Raw genomic sequence first — 20,607 nt, forward strand, 5'->3', positions numbered from 1 at the left:
GTTGTCTCGACAGACGAACGCGTCCCGATCAGCGGAACCCGCGCATCCCGACCAGCATGCGCCCGCTCACGGCCGACGCCGCGATCAGGATGCCGCCGCCGAGCCCGAGCAGCGCCACGAGCAGCAGCGTGTACGGCTGGATGCCGAGTAGCGCGAGAATGCCGAGGATCGCGGCGCCGATGCCCACGAGCGCTTGCACGCCGGCCGCGCCTTGCACCGCGTCACGCGCCATGCGCACGCGCCGGTCGTAGGGGAATGCCTCGCCGAGCTGGTTCACGGCGCTCGTCGCGCCGGTCGAGAGCAAGAGCCCGCCGCCGAAGGCCACGACGGACACGGCTGACAGCGTCAGCGGCGCGATGCCGAGCAGGATGAGAACGCCCATCACGACGCCTGCGGCGCCCACGAGGAACTCCACGCCCACGCCTCCGCCGAACTCCACCTCGTCCACGCGTTGCCCGCTCACGCGCGAGGCGAACTGCGTGTACCGCGAGGCCAGCGCGCCGCCTGCGAACAGGAGCGCGGCGCCGATCGAGATGATGGCGATGGCGATCATCGTTTGCCGGGCGATCCCCGCCAGACCGAGGACCGAGAGCACGACGGCGGCGACGCCGCCGAGGGCCTCCACGAGCGAGCCGGCCGTCACGACCTGCATCGAACGCTCGCGCTCCTGCCGGTCGAACTCGGGCGGCCGGGTGCCCGTCGTATTGCCGAGATTGTCCATGGTTACTACCCTCGCCTTTGGTTGGCCGAGCCTGGGCGCTGCGCGAAAGGGCGCAGCGGCGTGTGAGATCGGCCTGGCACGCCGGTTCGTGCTCGCATGCGCCGTGCCGAAAGGGTTCGTCCGGACGGGCGGGCGGGCGCTCGTCCACGCTCGCCGCCCTCCGGCCGCGCTCGGGCTGCCTGCGCGCGTGATCCCTTCTCATGCGGCCGCCCCGGACCGAGTCCTGGCGAGAAATTCGTTCGCCGTTCTTGACAGGGTCTCAGTTTAGACTCAGTCTAACCCCCGTGAGGCCGACGAAGCCGACCAAGCCGACGACGGCGAGCAGCGTGCTTTCCGAGGCGGAGCTCCTCGAACGGCACGGTGTTCTGCCCTCGGCGCAGCGCTTGGCCATCGCGCAGTACGTCCTGCGTACCGACGAGCATCCGTCGGCCGACCAGGTCTTTGCGAAGGTCAAGCGGGCGCTGCCGATGGTGTCGCGGGCGACGGTCTACAACACCTTGAACCTCTTCGTGGACAGGGGCCTGCTCAGGGCCCACGTCCTCGCGGAGGGCAAGGTGGTGTTCGATCCGAACCTCGCGCCGCACCATCATTTCATCGACGAGGAGACGGGCGCCATTCACGACGTCCCGTGGAGCGCGCTCGCCGTGTCGAACGTGGACGCGCTCGAAGGCTTCGACGTGCACGAATACCAGGTCGTCTTGCGCGGCAAGCTCAAGAAGGCCCGCTCCACCTGACGCCCTCGCGCGTCCGAGGCGTGGCCGCTTTTTTGCGCCAAGCGTTTAGACGAGGTCCAGAGCTGGACGTAGTACAAAACGGATTCTGAAGTCGAGAGAGATTTCCCAGGAGGAAGACATGCTGACGGTTTCCCAGAAGATTCCCGCGTTCAACCTCAAGGCCGTCGTGAGCCTCGAGCAGGGCAAGGAGTTCCACGACATCAAGAGCGAGAACTTCCTTGGCAAGTGGCTCGTGCTGTTCTTCTGGCCGATGGACTTCACGTTCATCTGCCCGACCGAAATCGCTGGTTTCGGCAAGCGTTATCGCGACTTCAAGGATCGCGATTGCGAGGTCCTCGGCCTCAGCACCGACACGGAATACGTGCACCTCGCCTGGCGCAAGCAGCATCAGGATCTGCGCGATCTGCCGTTCCCGATGGTCGCCGACACGAAGCGCGAGCTCTCGCAGGCTCTCGGCGTCCTGCACCCGCAGGAGGGCGTGGCGCTCCGCGCGACGTTCATCGTCGACCCGCAGGGCATCATCCGGCACGTCGGCGTGAACGACCTCTCCGTTGGCCGCAGCGTCGACGAGGTGCTCCGTGTCCTCGACGCGCTCCAGACCGACGAGCTTTGCCCCTGCAACTGGGTGAAGGGCCAGCCGACGCTGGAGGCGGGTTGACGCCATGAGCGCGCTCGAGGCCATCCGCGCGAAGCTGCCCGACGCTGCGCGTGACACGAAGCTGAACCTGCAGAGCGTGCTGGAGGGCGATTCCTCGCTCACCCGGGCGCAGCGGCTCGGGATCGCCATCGCGACGGCGGCGAACGCGCGTAGTTTGCCGCTCCGCGAGGCGTTCCTCGAGCAGGCGCGGGCGGAGCTCGAGAACGCCGAAGCCGTCATCGACGACGCCTATGCGGTGGCGACCCTGATGGCGATGAACAACGTGTATTACCGGTTCCGGCACATGATCGGAAAGGAAACGTATTCGCAGCGCTCGCCGAAGCTCCGCATGAACCGCATCGCCCAGCCGAAGACCTCGAAGGTCGATTTCGAGCTCATGAGCCTCGCCGTGAGCGCCATGAACGGCTGTGAGGCGTGCGTGAAGTCGCACGAGCAGGCCGTCCTCGCCGCAGGGCTCGGCGAGGACCAGGTGCACGACGCGGTGCGAATCGCGGCGACGATCCAGGCGGCGACGGTCGCGCTGGAGATCACCGCCGGGGCGGTTTAACCTCCCAAACCCTCGGACCCGGCGCCTCGCCGCGCTTGCCCCCCTGCGCGGCGAGGCGCCGGGTTCCCGAAGGACAAACTGTCACCCATTCCGATAGGAGCTTCTCATGTACGCGAGCTCGAGCCATCTGCCCGAATCCTCCCGCGTGGCCATCGTCAAGACCCTGAACGAGCGCCTCGCCGACGGCCTCGATTTGCACAGCCAGATCAAGGTCGCGCACTGGAACGTCAAGGGCCCGCATTTCGCCGCGCTGCATCCGCTCTTCGAGACGTTCGCGACCGAGCTTGCGGCCTTCAACGACGAGATCGCCGAGCGCGCCGTCACGCTCGGAGGGCTCGCGGCCGGCACGGCGCGCCACGTCGCGGCGTCCTCGCGGGTGCCCGAGTATCCGCAGGAGACCACGCGCGGACTCGACCACGTCCGCCTCCTCGCCGAGCGCTTCGGCGTTTACATCCAGGGCCTGCACGCCTCGCGCGCGATCTCCGACGAGCACCGCGACGCCGACACGTCCGACCTGCTCACGAACATCATCACGACGTTCGACAAACACACCTGGTTCCTGCTCGCGAGCCTGGAAGGCTGAGCACAAAAGGAACCCGGAGCTCCGTCCTTTCCCGTCCGAAATCGCCCCAAATCACCCTGTTCTGAGCATAGGACATATTCTGTCCTTGCGCAGTGCGCGAATGCGTTGACGCGGAGCGTCTCCCATTCGATGCTTCATGCATGAGCCCGTCGGGAAGGAAGACGCTCCTCGTCCTCGTCACCCTGCTTGTCGCGCCCGCGATCGCGGGCTGCGGTATGGCATCGACGATCGAGACGAACACGCGCGCCATCCAGGAAACCACGAAAACCATGAACGACACCGCCGGTGTTCTCGAGCGGTCGAATTCGAACATGGAGCGAATGGCCGGAGAGCTCGACGCGCTCGGCACGCCCATGGAGCGGCTCTCGGGGCTCGAAGCGCCGATGAAGGATCTTGCGGCCCTCGGCCCGGTGATGGACCGGCTCGGCGCCGGCATGGCGCGCCTCGAAGCGCAGATGGGCACCATGGAAAAGGGCCTCGCGCGGCTCGAAAAGCCCATGGAGGACGTGGCTTTGCTGCGTGAGCCGATGAAAGAGGTCGCAGCGCTCGACGCCGTGATGGGCAAGGTCGCGCGGCTCGACGAGCCGATGAGCAACGTCGCGGCGCTGCGCGGGCCGATGGAGGACGTGGCGACGCTGCGCGGATCCATGGAAACCATGGCGAATTTCGCGCGCGGTGATGCGGGTATGAAGACCGCGGGGTATGCGTTCGGGGCGCTCGCGGCGTGGGCCGGCGCGACGTTCCTCGGCGTCTACCTCGGCTTTTTGGCCGGCATGCGGCGCCTCCGCACGCCACGTCGTTCGGGGCGGAAGCCGCGGGCGCGGCGCAGCCCGGTCGTCGTCCCGATCAGCCGAGGCGGAGCCAAGGCGCTCGGAGGCAAGCCCGCACGCGGGCGGAAGGAGACGCGCGAGGAGGAAGACGAGCACGGGCCCGCGAGCGGCGTGCGGCAGACGTTCAGCTCGCTCCACGAACAGTGGGGCAGCCACGGGCCCACAGGTGCGCCGTAGTGCACGAGATCCTGCGCACGAAAACAAGCCCTTGCCCGCGTGCGCCGAACCTCGTATGACCCGGCGAGGGCCTTGAGCGGCCCGCCAGGGAACACGAGCGATGAAGCGAGAGAAGCGATTGACGAAGCGCGAGCGCAAGGCCCTTGCGCCCGCGCGCCCCGCGGCCCCCGCGCACGTGCATCACATCCATTGCATTGCGTGCGGCCGTCACCTCGAGCCCGAAGAACTGCAGACGGGCGAGGCGGTGATGCTGCGTTGCCTGCACGGCTCGACGTTCCCCTCGTGCAGCGGCTGCCGCGCGCGCTCGACGGAGCTTCTGGCCGAGCACGACCGGACGGGCCAGTCGGTCCGGACCGCGTCGGCCTGGCACTGAGGGCGAGGAGCGGGGGGGTTTTCGTGGTGGGGAGCGCGGATCGATTCACGCTCGCCGAGCGCGTCGGTATCGGCGCGACGGCGGAGGTCATTCGGGGCTTCGATCAGGAGCGCCGCGTGCCCGTGGCGATCAAGCGCTTGCACGAGCACCTCTCGGTCGATCCGCTCACGCGGGATCGATTCGAGCGCGAGGCGCGGCTCTCGGCGCGGATCACGAGCGAGCATGTCGTCGGCTATGTTGCCTCCGGCATCGACGCGGACGACCGCCCCTACCTCGTGCTCGAATGGCTCGAAGGCGAGGACCTCGCGCACCGCATCCGCACCTCGGGCGCGCAGTGCGGCACGGCCGAGGCCCTCACGATCGCGCGCCAGGCGGCGCTCGGGCTCTTGGCGCTGCACGAGGCGGGCATCGTCCATCGCGACGTCAAACCGGGCAACCTCTTCCTCGCCCTGCCGCCCGACGGCGGGCCTTTTGTGGTCAAACTTCTCGACCTCGGCGTCGCGCACGACAGCGCCTCCGAGAACGTCGACGGGGTCGCGCTCGGCACGCCGTTTTACATGTCCCCCGAGCAGGCCCGGGGCGACACCGAGATCGGCCCTCGCTCGGACCTCTTTTCCCTCGGCGTCCTCCTCTTCGAGCTCCTTTCCGGCAAAAGACCTTTCGCGGGGGACGATGCCTTCTCCGTCCTCGCCAAGATCGTCCTCCAGGCGCCGCCGCGTTTGTCGAACGCCTGGCCCGAGGCGCCGCCGGTGCTCGACGCCCTCGTCGCGCGGGCGCTCGCGCGCGACCCCGAAGCACGATTCTCCTCGGCCCGCGAGATGGCCGACGCGATCGAGGCCGCCCGGCGCGTGGTCCTCGAAGGCGCGGCGCCGCCGGAGGATATCGCGCTCCCGCCGGCCCTCGTCCCGAGCGACGATCACCTCGTGGGCGTCATCTTCGGCCGATTGCCCCTTTCGAGCAACGTGGGCCGGACACGTGCCCTTTTCCAGCGTGTCGCCGAACAGCAGGGCGGGGTGGTCATTCCATTGCTCGGTCGTGGTGTGGCTGCCATTTTCGCTGGAGAATGTGCCGACGGCCTCCTGCGCGCGGCGGATGCGGCGCTCGACCTGGTAAAACAAATGACCGGTGTCCGATTGTCGCTCGTGACCGGCGGGGCCTTGCCGTCCGGGGCGGGTTTATCGGCGTCCGTGATCGAGCGTGGAACACGCGCGCTCGAGCGGCCGCGTGCCGACGTGAACGAGCCGCCCGTGCGTATCGACGACGCGACGGCGCAGCTTCTCGAAGAGCAATATGCGGTCGAGGGGGCGCCCGGATCCTTGTCGATTCGTGGCACGCGTGGGCGGTAGCACCCCGAATACGCGATTGTATTTGCCCTCGTCGACGCGCCCGGGATAAAGTCCGCTCCGCTTCGAACGGATCGACGAGCGCCATGGTTTCCCGTTGGGGGGGCGGCGCGCGAAGGGAGATCTACGATGAACGGATTGTGGAAGAAGGGCGCCGTGGCCCTCGTGCTGGGCGGGTTGCTCGGCGTGACGGGGATGGCGTCCGCGGATGTGGCGCCGGACCCGAGGCCGGTCCCGGTCGTGGACAAGGGCAAGGGCCCGGAGAAGGCGCAGGCGGGCAAGGGGCCTGAGGGCAAAGGGCCCGAGGACAAGGGCAAGCCCGAGGACAAGGGCAAGCCCGACGACAAGGACAAGGCCGACAAGGACAAGGATGCGGGCGCCGACGCGGCCGCGGCTCCGGCCGAGTCCGAGGCGGACCAGAAGGCCCGGGAAGAGAAGCGCAAGGCCAAGAAGGAAGCGCGCAAGACGAAGTCCAAGGAGGAGCGCGACGCGCTCAAGAAGAAGGTCTCGGCCGCGCTGAAGGGCCAGCCGATGGCCGTGGCCATGAAGCAGGAGCTCGAGCGGCATGCGCGCCGCCTCGCGCGCCTCGAGCGCGTGAAGGACCTCGCCGAGGAGGCGAAGGACACCGAGGCGACCGAGCGCGTGCAGAAGCTCCTCGACAAGGAGAACGCGCGCCACGAGAAGTGGATGTCGAACTACGACGCGAAGGGGACGGGCGCGAAGGGCGTGGACGGAAAGCCCGCGGAGAAGGCAGGTGAGAAATGAATCGCTCGATCGTGCTCGCGCTTTGCGCGCTCTCGGCGCTCGTCGTCGCCTGTGAAGAGCCGAAGTCCCAGACCGGCGGGACGACGGGCGCCGCCCAGGCCCCGGCCCCGGTGGTCCTCGACGACAAGGACATCCCGACCGCGGCTGATTACGACGATCAGGCCGAGAAGGACATCTCCGCCACGAACTACAAGAACGAGCTCGACACGCTCGAGAAGGAAATCACGTCCCAGGATTGAGCCAGGGGCGGAGAGCCGTGCAGGCGAGGGGCCGGGAGACCGGCCCCTTTTTCATTTCAGTTCGTCCCGCAATAACGAAGGTGGCAGACCGGCGTCAGCGGCAGGTAGAACACGTAAAACCCGCCGCAATGCGCGATCTGGATCGCGGACGACCAGCTGCAATTGTTGCCCGACCAGTTGAAACACACCGTCGCGTTCACGACATCGCCCTGCTGGGCCGGGTAGGAACCCTGGACCCATCCGGGCGCGTCGGTGCCGCAGGCGTAGTCGGGCGGCGGGAACGTCGGCATCTGCGTGCCCGCGGCGCCCATGAACCGGTACCAGCCCTCCCCGATCACCTCGCTGTCGCAGACCTCGACCCCGCCGTCGCCGTCGTTGAAATTGACGTTGCGGTCCGCCTCGCTCAGCGTCGCGTAGCTCATGCATTGCGGCAGGAGGTTGTCCTTCGTGCAGCCGGGCCCGCAGCCGTCGCCGCCGACGAGGTTGCCGTCGTCGCACTCCTCCACGCCGGACCGGACGAACCCGTCGCCGCAGATCGCGTTCTTGCACGCGACGCACCCGTCGGTGTTCGACAGGTTCATGTCGTCGCATTCCTCGACGCCCACCTGGACGAACCCGTCGCCACACGTCGCCACGTTGCAGCCTTGCAGGCAGCCGTCCGTGTCGTCCGTGTTCCCGTCATCGCAGGCTTCGATCCCCGCGAGCACGAATCCATCCCCGCAGGTCGCGGTCTTGCAAGCCGACGTGCAGACGTCGGTGTCGTCCTGGTTGCCGTCGTCGCAATCCTCGCCTTCCTGGATCGTGTTGTCGCCGCAGGTCGACAGCTTGCAGGCATTCGTGCAGCCGTCGTCGTTCACCATGTTGCCGTCGTCGCAGCCCTCGACGCCTTCCCAGACGAACCCGTCGCCGCATTTGGCCGTCTTGCAGGTCGAGAGACAACCGTCGGTCTCGATGTCGTTGCCGTCGTCGCATTCCTCGCCGGTCTGATACACGCCGTTCCCGCAAGGCGACGGCACCCCGCCGCCCTCGCCGCCCTCGCCTCCCTCGCCGCCCTCGCCTCCTCCTTTCACCGGATCGGGCGCGTTGACGAAGGAGCAGGCGGCGAAGAGCGTGAGGGCGAGGAAAATCCCAGCGTGGCGAAAGGCGGTCATGGCATCTCCCGGACAAACTCGGCCAAGCAAGCGCCATGTTCGTCCGGAACGCCGGCAACGTCAAGCGCGGCCGGCCCCGATTTCGGGCGCGTCAATCGCGCAGCGGTAGATCGATCCCATCACCGTCCTCGGCCACCATCACCGGTGTCCGCTCTCCGAGCTCCTCGCGCGCCTGGCCGAGCAGAATGTCCGGATCTCGATCGTATCGCGTCGACAGGTGCGTGAGCACGAGCCGCTGGGCGCCCGCGTCGCGCGCCACGATCGCCGCCTCCCGCGCGGTCGCGTGCCGCGTCTCCCGCGCGCGCGCCTGCTCCTGATCGCCGAACGTCGCCTCGTGCACCAGCACGTCCGCGCCCTCCGCTGCCCGCATCGTGCCCTCGCAGGGCCGCGTATCGCCGGAAATCACGATCCGCCGGCCGTGCCGCGGGGGCCCCATCACCTCGCGGGGCGCGATCGTGCGCCCGCCCGGCAGCCGTACCACCTCGCCGCGCTGGAGTTTGCCGAAGAGCGGACCCTCGGGCACGCCGGCCGCGCGCGCCGCCGCCGGATCGAACCGACCCGGCCGCGGATCCTCGATGAGCACGTACCCGATCGACGCAATGCGGTGGTCCGTCGCGAACGCCTCGATGCGATATCCGTCTCCGCGGAACACCACGTCGCCGGGCTCGGCTTCGGCGATCGTCACGGGCAGGGGCGCGTCCTCGGCGCCGAGGCGGATCACCTTGGGCAGGAACGTCGCGGCCGTGCGTGGGCCGACGAGCGCGAGCGGCTCGGTGCGGCCGAGCATGCCGAGCGTGCGCAAAAAGCCGATGATGCCGAGGTAATGGTCGGCGTGGAAATGCGTGAAGAACACGGCGTCGAGCGCGAAGCCCGTGCCGAAGCGGATCATCTGCCGCTGCGTGCCCTCGCCGCAGTCGAAGAGGAAGCTCTGGCCCTCGCGCTTGACGAAGAGACCGGACAGGTTCCGGTGCGCGGTCGGGGCCGCGGCGGACGTGCCGAGGAAGGTGAGGCGTAGGCTCGACATGGGAGGGGAGAGGGGACGTTTTCTTCGGACCGGCCGGACGAACGTACCACGCGCGCGGGCCCCTGCCATCCCGCGCTTTCGATCACGGTGTGGACGTGATTCGGTCCGGGTCGCCGAGGAACTCGAAGTGCATCGTGTCCTCGAGCTTGTCGTGCCCGAGCCAGTAGAAGCCGTATCGCTCGAACGTCTCGATCCAGCACCGCGGCAGCTCCGCGCGCTCGTAGGCGGTCGCGCCGTGCTTGCGGCATGCCGGGTGATCGGGGAACGGCTCGACGCAGCGGCAGCAGGGGTTGCGCTCGGGATCGATGTCGATCGCGATCCCATAGAGGTGGTTCGAGACCTCGCCGTTGTGGAACGTGTTCTTGCCGCGCACGCCGAGCAGGCGCTTCGGCTCGTAGGGCGTATCGCCGCAGCGCTCCGCGATCGCTTGCTCCACGCAGCGCAGGGCGGGCACGATCCTTCGGTTCACCTGCACGGGCAGGCCGAGGAAGCGCGCTTGCTCGATGTAGTCGCCGACCGCGTGCTCGTTCCATTCGAGCGGCACCGCGCCCGAGGACCTTCCATATCGCTCGGTCCGGAACCGGAGCGCCCGCGTTTGCATGTCGATGCGGGCTTTGCGCTCCTCGGGGGACAAGCCGTCCTGGATCGCGTAGTTCCCGCGCACCAGGAACGGCAGCGGTTTTTGCTGGTTGCAGGCGATCCCTTCGAGCGGCACGGCGGGCGCGCTCGACGCGTGCGCCGCCGCCGCGACAGCAAGCGCAAAGACGAGCCCGAGCCCCACATGCCCGGGAAGGGCGCGACGCAGGGCACGGCGGTCGTCGCGTGGGTCGATCACGGCGATGCGAGAATACCAGAAAGAAAAAACGAGCGAGCTCCGCGCGCCGCCCACTTCGGACATATCCTGTCCGATTCGACGCCGCGTGGACGGGGTCGGCTTGCCCTGGTATCCAGTCGTGGCGCATGATTCGGCTCGAGCTCGCCGGCGTTCACTCGCTCCTTCTGTCGCCGCTCTGCGCGCGCTGCCCGCACGGGCGGGCCGGCTGCTGCGAGGCCCCGCCGGCCGTGGCCTGGGCCGACATCGGGCGGATCGTATCGCTCGGCGGCCGTGATTTTTTGCTTGCCGAGATCCACGAAGGCCGCCTCCTCCCGCAAACGCGTGGCCTCTCCATTCGACGGGCTCCGCCGAGCGAGCCCTTCCCCGAGCGTTGTGGCTACCTCGGCCCGACTGGTTGCGTCCTTCCGCCCGATCGAAGGAGCGCCACCTGCAACTATTACCTTTGCGAGGAAGCCTTCTCCGCGGCGGAAAACGAGGGAGATCCGCGCGTGCCGCGAGGCCGCAAGATGCACGATCGCTTGACCGCGCTCTTCGGCCGTTGGGACCTCGAGCTCGCCGAGGCGATCGGCGCGCGATATCCGGACGGCGCGCCCTGGGACGCCGAATTCCTCGATTGGCTCGGCGCCGAGCTCCGCGCGCTCGTGCGCAAAGCGCGGGTGTAGGGCAGGGACGATCACGCACGTAGGTGATCGTCCGAGCAGGATTTCTCCGTCCCACGGCCGCAAGCGCGGATCTCCGGAGGATGCTATCCCTCGGCCGCCGTGAGCCAATCGCCCGTCGAGTTCCCCGAAGAGCTGCCCATCTCTGCGCGCGTGCGCGACATCGCGCAGGCGATGCACGAACACCCCGTCGTCATCATCGCGGGCGAGACCGGCTCTGGCAAGACCACGCAGCTCCCGAAGGTCGCGCTTGCCATGGGCCGCGGCCTCCATGCGCGCATCGGCGTCACGCAGCCCCGCCGCATCGCTGCGACGAGCGTCGCGGCCCGCGTCGCCAAGGAGCTCGGCGTCGACCTCGGCAAGGAGGTCGGCTACAAGATTCGATTCGCCGACCGGACGAGCCCGTCGACGTACGTCCGATTCATGACGGACGGCATCCTCCTCGCCGAGATCCAGGGCGACCCGCTCCTCCGCGCCTACGACACGCTCATCGTCGACGAGGCGCACGAGCGCACGCTCAACATCGATTTCCTCCTCGGCTACCTCAAGCGAATCCTGCCTCGGCGAAAGGACCTGCGCGTCGTCGTCAGCTCCGCGACGCTCGAAACCGAGCGATTCTCGGCCTTCTTCGACGGCGCGCCCGTCATTCAGGTCTCGGGCCGCACGCACCCGGTCGAGGTCATCCACCGGCCGCCGCGCAAAGAAGAGACCGAGCTCGCCGAGACGATCGGCAATACCATCGAGGAGATCACCGAGCTCGACCCTCGCGAGGACATCCTCGTCTTTTTGCCCGGCGAGCGCGAAATCCACGAGACCATGGACGAGCTGCATTCGCACGGCCTGCCGCACACCGTGGTCCTTCCGCTCTACGGCCGCCTCCCGCAATCCGAGCAGCAACGCGTCTTTGCCCCCTTGCCGCAGCGGCGCATCGTCCTCGCCACGAACGTCGCCGAGACCTCGCTCACGATTCCGGGCATCGTCTACGTCATCGACGCCGGCCTCGCCCGCGTCAATCGTTACCACGCGCGCTCGGGCGTCACGACGCTCCAGATCGAGCCGATCTCCCGCGCCAGCGCCGAGCAACGCAAGGGCCGCGCGGGCCGCATCCGCAGCGGCGTCTGTTTCCGACTCTACGAAGAGCGCGACTTCGAGACGCGCCCGGCCTACACCGACCCCGAGGTTTTACGGGTCGGCCTCGCGGGCGCCATCTTGCAGATGAAATCGCTGGGGATCGGCGACATTCGTGATTTCCCCTTCCTCGACCCGCCCCCGCGCCGCGCCGTCGACGAGGGATATCGGGTCCTCGAAGAGCTCGGGGCGATCGACGACGCAGGCGAGCTCACGGACATCGGCAAAAAGCTCGCGCGCCTCCCCCTCGATCCGCGGCTCGGCCGCATGGTCCTCGGCGGCGAGGCGGAGGGCGCGCTGCGCGAGGTCCTCGTCGTGGCCTCGGCGCTCGGCATCCAGGACCCGCGCGAGCGCCCGCTCTCCGCGCAGAAGCAGGCGGACGAGGCGCACCGCAAATTCCGCGACGAACAGAGCGACTTCGCCGGTCTGATCAAGCTCTGGCACGCCTACAAGCAAGCCGAGGCGCGGCTCTCGAAGAACCAGCTCCGCAAGTGGTGCCGCGACAACTTCCTCTCGCACCTCCGCATGCGCGAGTGGAGCGACATCCACCAGCAGATCTCGCAGATCGTGCGGGAGATGGGCTTCCGGGTCGAGGGCACGCAGGGCGACGGCGGCGACGGCGTGCACCGCGCGATCGTCCCGGCCCTGCTCAGCAAGATCGGCATGTGGAGCCAGGAGGCGAAGGCGTATGTCGGGGCCCGACAAACCCGCTTCCAGCTCCACCCGTCGAGTGGCCTCTCGAAAAAGCCGCCCGCGTGGATCATGGCGGCCGAGCTCGTCGAGACCTCGCAGCTCTTCGGTCGCACCGCGGCGCGTGTCGATCCCGGCTGGCTCGAAGAGGCGGGCGGCTCGCTTTGCCGCAAGCACCACAGCGACCCGCACTGGGAGGAAAAACCCGCGCAGGTCATGGCCCGCGAGCAGGTCTCTCTTTACGGCCTGCCGATCGTACGAGACCGAAAGGTTCATTACGGCCCGCTCGACCCTGCGGCTTCGCGGAAGATCTTCATCACGCACGCGCTCGTCCGGCAGGAATACGCGACCAAGGCGCGCTTCATGGAGCACAACAAAAAGCTCTTCGACGAGGTGAAGCGGCTCCGGGACAAGGCGCGCAAGAGCGACATGCTCGCCGACGACCACGCCCTCTCCCTCTTCTTCGAGGAGCGCATCCCCGAGGGCATCTACAGCGGCAAGACGTTCGAGGCCTGGCGCAAGGAGGCTGAGGAGAAGAACCCGCGCCTGCTCGAGCTCTCGCTCGCGGACGTCCTCCAGGGCGAAGCGGACGAGCTCACGCCCGAGCGATTCCCGGACACCCTCTCGCTGTACGGCACCAAATTGCCGCTCACGTACCGCTTCGATCCGGGCGAGGACGACGACGGCGTCACGATCTCCTTGCCCCTCGCGCTCCTCCCGCAGGCGGATCCGGCCGTGTTCGAATGGACCATTCCGGGCTGGCACGCCGAAAAAATCGAATGGCTGCTCGACGCGATGCCCAAGGCCGTCCGCAAATCGGTCGGCGGCGTGAAGGAGCTCGCGGCCGAGCTCGCGCGGCGGCACCGCCCCTTCGAGGGCCCGATGCTCGAAGCCCTCGCCCGCTCGATCCAGGAGCGTACGGGCGTCCGCGTCCCGATGGATGCGCTCCGCCCGGACGAGCTCCCGCCCTTCTTGCGATTCTATTTCCGCGTCCTCGACGAGGAGGGCCGCGTCGTCGGCGAAGGGCGCGACCTCGCGGCGCTCAAGGAGCGATTCGCGAAACGCGCGCGTGATGCCTGGGCCGGCGCGTCGAAGGCGACCCTCGAACGCGAGGGCCTCACCTCGTGGAGCTTCGAGACCTTGCCCGAAGAGGTGCGCATCGAGGTCGCGGGCCGAAAGCTCGCGGGGTATCCCGCGCTCGTCGACACGGAGATGTCGGTGGCCCTGCGCGTGCTCGCCTCGCGCGAGGCGGCGGACGAGGCCACGCGCGGCGGATTGCGGCGGCTTTTTTTGCTCCAGATGAGCATGCCGATGAACAAGCTGGAGCACCAGGTCTCTGCGGCCGTCGCGACGGGCGCCCTCGCCGAGCGCGCGGGCGCGGGCGGTGTTCCCTTGCGCCGCCAGATCGTGCTCCGGGCGCTCGACGACGCGTTCGGTTTGAACGACCCGGGCCGCTTCCCGCGCGCGCGCAAGGACTTCCTCGCGCGCCTCGACGCCGGCAAGGTCGAGCTCGCGGCGAGCATCTCTCGCCTCGGCAAGCTCGCGCAGGAAATCGCGGCGGAGCTCTCCCGCGCCGAACAAGCGCTCCGCGCGCTTTTGGGCAAACCCGGCGCGCCCCGCGCATCCCTCGCGGAGATCCGAATGCAGCTCGACCACCTGATCCCGCCGGGCATGTTCCTGCGCGAGCGGGTCGAGCGCCTCGCGCACCTGCCGCGTTATCTCCGCGCCGTGCAGATCCGGCTCGAACGCATGCCGAATGGCCCGCAGAAGGACCAATCGAAGTCCGAGCAGGTTTTGCCGTTCTGGAAAAACTACCTCGACCACCACGAAGGCCTGCGTGGGCGAGGTGTCCCGGGGGAGGACCTCGACACGTTCCGGTGGCTCATCGAGGAACTGCGCGTCTCGCTGTTCGCGCCGGAGCTGAAGACGGCTGTGACGGTATCGCCGCAGCGGCTCACGGAGTTCTGGCGGGTGTTATCGGGCTGATCTCTCGGGGCCGCCGCGCCGGGGCGCCGCCCCGGACCCCGCGGGGGCTGTTCGCCCCTCGACCCGAACCAGGGCAAGCCCTGGACTCGGGGTGGAAGAACTGCGATGCGCAGTTCTTCCAAGCAGGCCGGTGGCAAGACCGTCGAGGTTGGTCGCATACACGGACAACCTTGCGGGAAGGGTGATGCCAGCGTCGGAAGCGGGGTGAAGCCGTCGCGGAGAGGGGTGCTCCTGTCTTCACCACGGGTGCGCCTTCGGTGACGAGGACGGGGGACCCTGCCGGGCGCCGGTGGGCCCTTCCTACGCGGGGAGACAAGGCCATCTTCATGAACGATTTCGAGTATCTGCCGGGTGAGGTCGACGTGGGGCCGGCGAGGGGTCCACCTGTCTCCGAGGTGAGTCGTACTCACCTGCGGGAGGCTCGGGACCCTTGGAAGGAGGGTTGCGTCAGGGCGCGGCCAGGGACCGGACATGTCCGGACGACGGACGCGACCCTCTGCGGGAGGGATGTGACCCTCTTGGAGGAGGGTCGCGACAGGGGTGGGGGAGGGTCGCAGCGGTGGTGGCACGCTGGACGCTCACGCGAATGGGGCACTGTTCTTCGACCCGATCGTCAATGGGTACTCGAGCGGGAACGGCGGGAAGGCCGAACGAGCCCTCCCCAGAGCTCGCGCGAGCCTCCCGGCGGTCGACTCACGGCGCGTCCCCGCCGGCTCCGCCACCGTGGGTTGCTTTCCACTCCCTTTTCCTCTTCGACGGCATTTCTTGGGTCATCTCCGCGAGCGCGCGCATGCTTTCACCGAGCGAGTCCCGGACGGGCATCTCGACGGCAAAATCCTCCGCCCCTGCCTCTGCGACGCGCCGCCACTTCTCGTCGACTGGCTGCCCCACGTTCTCCGAAAGCTCGACCAGATGGGGGAAGAAATAGGGAGCGGCCGCCACGTACCTCGGATCCTGATGGCTGAATGCGTCTTCGAACGCAGCCAACGCTTCCCGATGCCTTCCGAGCGCTTGCAGGATCCGCGCTTTTTCGCTGCCGTGCGCCCATCGATACGTGACGTTCTCGAATCCGAGCTGCGCGACGGTTTCCGCGGCTTGCAGCGCCTCCTCGTACCTGCCAGCTTCGTAGAGGATGAACGCGCGATCCCTGGCGACGCTTCGAGCCAGCCATCCATCATGATCGCGATGGCGATTTGCTTCCTCGAACGCATCCCAGCTCGCCAGCGCTTCGTCGTATTGGTCGCGACTCATTAGCTTGATGATGGCGAGGCCCTTGTATTCGAATGCGTCTTGTACCTCCAGCCGGTCAAGACAGGTCGCGCACACGCGCACCGTGCGCCCTGCGCACGTGTACGAATGTGTCGCCTCCCGCTTCTCGCAGGACCAGCAAGGTTGAGGTCTTCCACTGGGAGGAGGTTTTTCACTGGGAGGCTGCATGGCGATTCACTCCTGAAGGGGACTCAGTTCGTGCGGGGACACCTCTCCTCGGGCCAACGGTTATGATTTTTGCACTCCATGTAACATCCGTGACAGTCTTTCTTGTTTCCATAGATCTCCTTCTCCTCCTTCGGTTGCCACGGATTGTCGAGACACTCGTCCAACAGCGCCTGGCACCGCCTCTCCACCGCACGCCGCCGGCCGGCCGCCTCGACCGCCTCGACCACCTCCTCCGCGACATGCACTGTGAGCGCCACGACGATCGTCACCCCGGCAGCGACGATCAAGATCGGAACCAGGTTCACGGCGGCCGCCGCGGCTGCGGCCGCGGGGTGGCCCATGGGAGCCCGTCCGTCTGGGGAGACGCTGCCGCCGTAGACCGGCCCCGAGGAACGCAGCGAGGTGACGACCCCAGGCAACGACATGCCGTGGAGCGCATCCTCCATGCAGGACACGATCTCCCGATCGTTGATCAACGACTCCCTGACCTCGACCTTGTCGACCTGACCGTCCGCCGTCACGTCGACGTCGAACATGATGGCGTAGTGCGTATCCGTCAGCCGCGCCGCGCCATGCTCGGCGCAGGCCTCGAGCCGCGCGACAGTTGCCGGAGGGACCGACGGGCCATCGTGCGAACCGTGAAAGCTGGGCCGCGGGTTCCCCATGGGGCTGCTCCCACAGCCGAGCGGCGTGAAGACAAAGCCCAACCCGAGGGCGAACCCCAAGGATGCCGTAAGCCTCGTGGTGGTCGAGGCCATGTTCGAGCGTGTATCGACAGACCTGCAACCAAGCGACAAGCGAGCGGTGGGCTCGTGGCATTTGGTCACTTCATTGATCTTGCCAACGGTTCTGAGCCTTCGCTCTGCGCGTCCCATGCGGCCCCACCCCCCAGATCCAGATCCCTGGGAACTTCTCGCCCCGTCCGGCTACTCTACCCGCTGGATGTCCCGCCGCGCCCTTTGCACCGTGATCCTCTCGGTCCTCGGGCACGCCCTTTTCCTCCGCTACGGCGCCCCGCGCGCGCCCGAGGTGCCCCGGACGATCGCCGCGTCGACTGCGACCTCGCCCATCGCCTCCGTCGCCGACTCCCTCGCGCGGAACGAGCGCACGCGCGAGGCCCGTCGCAAGCTCGTCGAGTCCGCCCGGAGCGACCGCAAAAAGGGGCGCCTTGCACTCGGCCGATTCCTTCTCGAAGCGAATCGTATCGACGCCGAGGAGGCCGGCGAGGAGCTCGACGTGGCCGAGGCCCTCATCCGCTACGAAGATCGCCTCTCGCGATTGCGTCAAGCCCTTCGCGAGGGTGATCCCGTCACGCTCGCCGTGCCCTGGGCCTTCGAGGACATCAAATACTACGGCCAACCGGGCGGACGTATGGCGGATGCACTCCTCGACGGCGGCGGGTCCTGCGAGCAAGTCGCGCAGCTCGTCGTCGCGGCCGTGTTCGACGCGGGCAAGCCTGCCGAGGTCGCGTTGCGCTTTTATGGAAAGCCCATGTCCGACGGCGTCGCGCACCTCGCGCCCATTGCGATCCACGGCAAAGAGGAGCACGACCTCATGGCCGGTACGCCCGCGACCCCAGGCGGCAGCCGCGTCGCACCCGACGAGCTCGTCGAGGTCTATGCACGCGTGCATGGCCTCGCGCCTCCGATCGCCGCCGCTGCCAGCGGGGGCGGGGGAACCGGCAAAGAGGCGGCCCCGCCTGCATCCGCCGAGCCCACCGATTCCGCCCCCTCGCGCCCCTCCCTCTCCGCCGGGTTTCCGCCGAATGCGGACGTCTACCCCGGCACGCTCCCGCTTTATGCCGTGCGCGCCGTGAAACAACCGGGCGAACCGGGCGATGTCCTCGAAGATCCGAGTTTCGCCGCCGAGGGTGCGCGCCATTGCGCTTATTTCCTCCGGATGGCCTCGCTCAGCCCGCCGACGATCGAGGTCGAGCAGGGGGTCACGCTCGAACCCTATCCCACGCCGAGGCCCCAGCGCCTCGAACGCGAGGCGTTCCTCCTGCGCGTCGCCCAGGACCTCGCGAAGAGCCCCCAGGCCGACGAAGCGGATCGGCTCATGAGCCTTGCGTGCCTCACCGCGCTCGGCGAGGTCGCCGGCACCGATTTCACCCTCGCGGGCGAGCGACGCCTCGCCAATGCCGCCGTCGCCACGGGCAAACAGGCCCGGGAGGCGGGCGAAAAGGCGCTCGCCGCGATACGCTGGTCGAGCGAGGACGGCGCGCGAATCGCCAAGCGCATCGAGACCGAATACGCTGGCCGAAGCTGGATCCTCCTCTTCTTGAAAGGCGGCGGCGACGTGGTCCTCGACCTCACGCTGCGCGCTCCGCGGGACAACTGGGGGCGGGTGAATGCGCTCGGCGCGCTCGTGCTTTTCCCCGAAACCCGCGCCCGCGCCATCGAGGCCTCGGCGAGGTTACCGCTGCGTGACCAGGTCGACGTGATGCACGAGGTTTTCCACGCGCACGACCACCTTCGGCCCTGGGCCACGAATTTCGACCTCGAAACGCCGCCGAACGCCTCGGAGGCCGTGCTGCGATTCGTCCGTGCCTATCGCGTATTCCGCGGCGTCGCATTTCGCCTCTGGGAGGGACAACGCGAGGCGGGTGAGACGCTCGCCGCATTGAGCGAGGAGGCGCGCGCGGCGGGCCTCGACCGGGCCTGGGAGGCAGCGATGATCGATTACCACGCGCGCAACGTGCTCGGCCTCTACGCGCAGCGGTCCTCGGGTTTCGAGGTCGTCGCGGCGCTCGTCGATGCGACGCGGGGCAATCCGGATCCGTCGCTGGATCCGCTCCGCAAGCAGCTCGCCTACATCGAGGCCGAGGGCCGGCTCGACGCGCGCACGCTGGCGGATGCGTTTCGGATGCGGTGATTCAGAACGAAATCCCCGCCGCCGCCAGCAAATCCTCCCGTCCGAGCGCCCCCGCCTCGTCGATCGGATAATTGTCCTTCTCCACCCCGAGCGCCCGCACGGCCGTCACATCGGCGCTTCCTTTCACCGTGTACCGCAACGTCGGCGTCCTCCGCGCCTCGTCGACCACGCCGGGCACCAGCGTGAAGGGTATCGCCACTGGCACGCGCACGATCGTCGATTGGCCGGCGGCGAGCCACTGGTTCGGACTGTAATCGATCGTCGGAAGCGCGTACTTCTCCGCGAACGTCACCGTCACCCGCACATTGCGGATCTCGATGTCGAACGAGTTCGGGTTGTCCACGGTCATGTACACGTCGAGCCCGATGCCCCGCAGCGACGCCGAGCGCAGCTCGGCATGATGCAGCCGCAACGTGGGTTTTTCCGCGGCGCAACCCGAGGCGCCGAGGGCGAGGGCCGTGACGAGGAACAGGTGCCTGTGGAGCTTCGTCATCGTTTGCCGACCAGGATAGATCAGGTTCACGGCTCCAGGCGGAAAAAAGCTCCTTCGCTCGCCGCGCGCGCCACGTCGCCCCAGGTCGCGTGGCTCGAAAGGGGCGCGCCGTTCGGGGCCATCCGCAGCTTGCTCCAGCAGCAGCGACGTCGTAGCGCGATCTCGCCGAGCGTCACCGTGGAGACGCTTCGCTCGGGGTGGGCGCCGAGGATCGCGACGTGCCCCCGGTAATCTTTTTGCACGACCGAGAGGATGGGGAGTACGCGCGCCATCGGCGTATCCGCGGAGGCCGAGATCACCACGATCGGATCCACGACATCCCTTTGCTGGAGCTCTCGAAACAGCTTTCGTTTGTTCTCCAGGATCACCAGGAGCTCCGCGACTTCCGCCACGCGCCCGCCGTCGATCTGGATCCCCTCTGCGTCGATCGCCACCTCGGGCGCGTCGTCGCTCCCGTCGCAGTGCCCGGCGGGGGGAAGCGAGGTGGCCGCAGAATGGCTCCATTCGGAGCAATATCCATCGTGATCCGCCGGAAGCGGCAGCGGATGCCGCGCATCGTGGGCCATTCCCCGCGCTCCGGCCCATCCGGCGAGCCCGAATGCGAAGACCGCGGCGCCGATCGGCAGTATCCCTTCGGGGTCCCGCGCGACCGTGTCCTTGGCGCTGCGCCGCGAAACGGCAACGAGGACCCCGCTGCCCAGCGTCGCCAGCGCCAGGATGACCACGCGGGCAATCGACGAGACGTCTCGTCCCTCCCGCTGCAGATCGCGAATGCATTTGTTCCGATCTTCGACCGTGCCGCAGAACAGCCCGAGCTGGAGGTACGTCGTGTGGAAGTGGTAAGAAACGCCCACGCCCGTTGCGACGCCGAGCGCGCAGGCAAGGGCCGCCGCGATGGCGAAGGGCCGCAGCGCGCCCGCGCGTCGCGCGAGGAGGGCGAACGCCGCGCCCGAAAACCCTGCAATCGGTACGAGCGCGAGGCCGAAGACGCGCCACGCCGCGTGGATCTCCCCGAACGCGATTCCCCACGCCCATCCCATTTTTGCCGAGGGCAGCGTGGGCTCGACCCCGAGGGTCGAGGCGTGCGCCTCGGCGAGGACGCGCGATGTGGCGAAGGCGCCGAGTGCGAACGTCCCGAAGGTGAGGGCCATGATCACGCGCGTGGTCTTCGTGACGCCGCTCCGCCGCGCGAAGAGCGCTGCGACGACGAACGCGAGCGAGGCGAGGACCGAGACGGAGAGCGCCGCGACTGCGATCGGGCCGAAGGGCCTCGCGGCCAAGAGGTCCTGCAGATCCCACAGCGAGAGGAACATCAACGCCACCCGAAGGAGGCCCAGAGCGCCTCGTAATCGGCGGCATC

At 68.2% G+C, this 20,607-nt stretch carries 20 protein-coding genes; 12 read left to right on the forward strand and 8 right to left on the reverse strand.

Translation table 11 applies throughout. The annotated features are described in order from the left end of the window. Window positions 1-28: 28 nt before the first annotated feature. The gene (locus KEG38_RS04175) at window positions 29-721 is read right to left on the reverse strand and encodes a hypothetical protein (protein ID WP_272417679.1); all 693 of its coding nucleotides are present in this window, start codon (window positions 719-721) and stop codon (window positions 29-31) included. 284 nt (window positions 722-1,005) lie between these two features. Here KEG38_RS04175 and KEG38_RS04180 point away from each other — a divergent pair, with 284 nt between their 5' ends. From KEG38_RS04180 to KEG38_RS04220, 9 genes are all read left to right on the forward strand, one after another. Beyond that, window positions 1,006-1,455, forward strand: coding sequence for a Fur family transcriptional regulator (locus tag KEG38_RS04180; protein WP_272417680.1), 450 nt, complete (start codon window positions 1,006-1,008; stop codon window positions 1,453-1,455). 118 nt (window positions 1,456-1,573) lie between these two features. Next, window positions 1,574-2,113 (forward strand): peroxiredoxin, encoded by a 540-nt coding sequence (locus KEG38_RS04185; RefSeq protein WP_272417681.1) that lies wholly within the window; start codon window positions 1,574-1,576, stop codon window positions 2,111-2,113. 4 nt (window positions 2,114-2,117) lie between these two features. Beyond that, window positions 2,118-2,660 (forward strand): carboxymuconolactone decarboxylase family protein, encoded by a 543-nt coding sequence (locus KEG38_RS04190; protein WP_272417682.1) that lies wholly within the window; start codon window positions 2,118-2,120, stop codon window positions 2,658-2,660. A 106-nt stretch (window positions 2,661-2,766) separates the two neighbouring features. Then, window positions 2,767-3,243 (forward strand): DNA starvation/stationary phase protection protein Dps, encoded by a 477-nt coding sequence (dps, locus tag KEG38_RS04195; protein WP_272417684.1) that lies wholly within the window; start codon window positions 2,767-2,769, stop codon window positions 3,241-3,243. A 140-nt stretch (window positions 3,244-3,383) separates the two neighbouring features. Further along, window positions 3,384-4,250 carry a hypothetical protein gene (locus KEG38_RS04200; protein WP_272417686.1) on the forward strand — a complete coding sequence of 289 codons (867 nt, stop codon included), beginning with the start codon at window positions 3,384-3,386 and terminating at the stop codon, window positions 4,248-4,250. 100 nt (window positions 4,251-4,350) lie between these two features. Continuing rightward, complete coding sequence (locus tag KEG38_RS04205; RefSeq protein ID WP_272417687.1) at window positions 4,351-4,623, forward strand: hypothetical protein; 273 nt, start codon at window positions 4,351-4,353, stop codon at window positions 4,621-4,623. A gap of 23 nt (window positions 4,624-4,646) precedes the next feature. Beyond that, the gene (locus KEG38_RS04210) at window positions 4,647-5,969 is read left to right on the forward strand and encodes a serine/threonine-protein kinase (RefSeq protein WP_272417688.1); all 1,323 of its coding nucleotides are present in this window, start codon (window positions 4,647-4,649) and stop codon (window positions 5,967-5,969) included. 126 nt (window positions 5,970-6,095) lie between these two features. Then, a complete protein-coding gene (locus KEG38_RS04215) occupies window positions 6,096-6,731 on the forward strand; it encodes a hypothetical protein (protein WP_272417689.1) in 636 nt (211 codons plus the stop codon). Beyond that, the gene (locus tag KEG38_RS04220; RefSeq protein WP_272417690.1) at window positions 6,728-6,970 is read left to right on the forward strand and encodes a hypothetical protein; all 243 of its coding nucleotides are present in this window, start codon (window positions 6,728-6,730) and stop codon (window positions 6,968-6,970) included. The genes KEG38_RS04215 and KEG38_RS04220 overlap by 4 nt, the downstream gene beginning before the upstream one ends. Window positions 6,971-7,026: 56 nt before the next feature. On the opposite strand, the gene KEG38_RS04225 is transcribed toward KEG38_RS04220, so the two are convergent. The 3 genes from KEG38_RS04225 to KEG38_RS04235 form a co-directional block, all read right to left on the reverse strand. Continuing rightward, on the reverse strand, window positions 7,027-8,121 hold the full coding sequence (locus KEG38_RS04225) for a DUF4215 domain-containing protein (protein ID WP_272417691.1): 1,095 nt from the start codon (window positions 8,119-8,121) through the stop codon (window positions 7,027-7,029). Between the two features lie 91 nt (window positions 8,122-8,212). Then, window positions 8,213-9,145, reverse strand: coding sequence for a ribonuclease Z (rnz, locus tag KEG38_RS04230; RefSeq protein WP_272417692.1), 933 nt, complete (start codon window positions 9,143-9,145; stop codon window positions 8,213-8,215). Between the two features lie 82 nt (window positions 9,146-9,227). Then, window positions 9,228-10,043: a M15 family metallopeptidase gene (locus KEG38_RS04235; protein WP_272417693.1), complete on the reverse strand. Its 816-nt coding sequence runs from the start codon at window positions 10,041-10,043 to the stop codon at window positions 9,228-9,230. Window positions 10,044-10,105: 62 nt separating this feature from the next. Between KEG38_RS04235 and KEG38_RS04240 the strand changes: the two genes are divergently transcribed. Next, on the forward strand, window positions 10,106-10,642 hold the full coding sequence (locus tag KEG38_RS04240) for a hypothetical protein (protein WP_272417694.1): 537 nt from the start codon (window positions 10,106-10,108) through the stop codon (window positions 10,640-10,642). A 99-nt stretch (window positions 10,643-10,741) separates the two neighbouring features. Beyond that, on the forward strand, window positions 10,742-14,443 hold the full coding sequence (gene hrpA, locus KEG38_RS04245) for an ATP-dependent RNA helicase HrpA (protein ID WP_272417695.1): 3,702 nt from the start codon (window positions 10,742-10,744) through the stop codon (window positions 14,441-14,443). A 693-nt stretch (window positions 14,444-15,136) separates the two neighbouring features. On the opposite strand, the gene KEG38_RS04250 is transcribed toward hrpA, so the two are convergent. Both KEG38_RS04250 and KEG38_RS04255 read right to left on the reverse strand, forming a co-directional pair. Beyond that, a complete protein-coding gene (locus KEG38_RS04250; protein ID WP_272417696.1) occupies window positions 15,137-15,775 on the reverse strand; it encodes a hypothetical protein in 639 nt (212 codons plus the stop codon). Between the two features lie 128 nt (window positions 15,776-15,903). Next, the gene (locus KEG38_RS04255; protein WP_272417697.1) at window positions 15,904-16,638 is read right to left on the reverse strand and encodes a hypothetical protein; all 735 of its coding nucleotides are present in this window, start codon (window positions 16,636-16,638) and stop codon (window positions 15,904-15,906) included. A 184-nt stretch (window positions 16,639-16,822) separates the two neighbouring features. Between KEG38_RS04255 and KEG38_RS04260 the strand changes: the two genes are divergently transcribed. Continuing rightward, on the forward strand, window positions 16,823-18,754 hold the full coding sequence (locus KEG38_RS04260; RefSeq protein ID WP_272417698.1) for a hypothetical protein: 1,932 nt from the start codon (window positions 16,823-16,825) through the stop codon (window positions 18,752-18,754). 1 nt (window position 18,755) lies between these two features. Here the strand turns inward: KEG38_RS04260 and KEG38_RS04265 are convergent, their stop codons facing one another. After that, complete coding sequence (locus KEG38_RS04265; RefSeq protein WP_272417699.1) at window positions 18,756-19,247, reverse strand: LEA/WHy family protein; 492 nt, start codon at window positions 19,245-19,247, stop codon at window positions 18,756-18,758. 26 nt (window positions 19,248-19,273) lie between these two features. Beyond that, window positions 19,274-20,560: an ExbD/TolR family protein gene (locus tag KEG38_RS04270; protein WP_272417700.1), complete on the reverse strand. Its 1,287-nt coding sequence runs from the start codon at window positions 20,558-20,560 to the stop codon at window positions 19,274-19,276. Between the last annotated feature and the right edge of the window lie 47 nt (window positions 20,561-20,607).

This window comes from Polyangium jinanense (assembly GCF_028435265.1).
Lineage (GTDB): Bacteria > Myxococcota_A > Polyangia > Polyangiales > Polyangiaceae > Polyangium > Polyangium jinanense.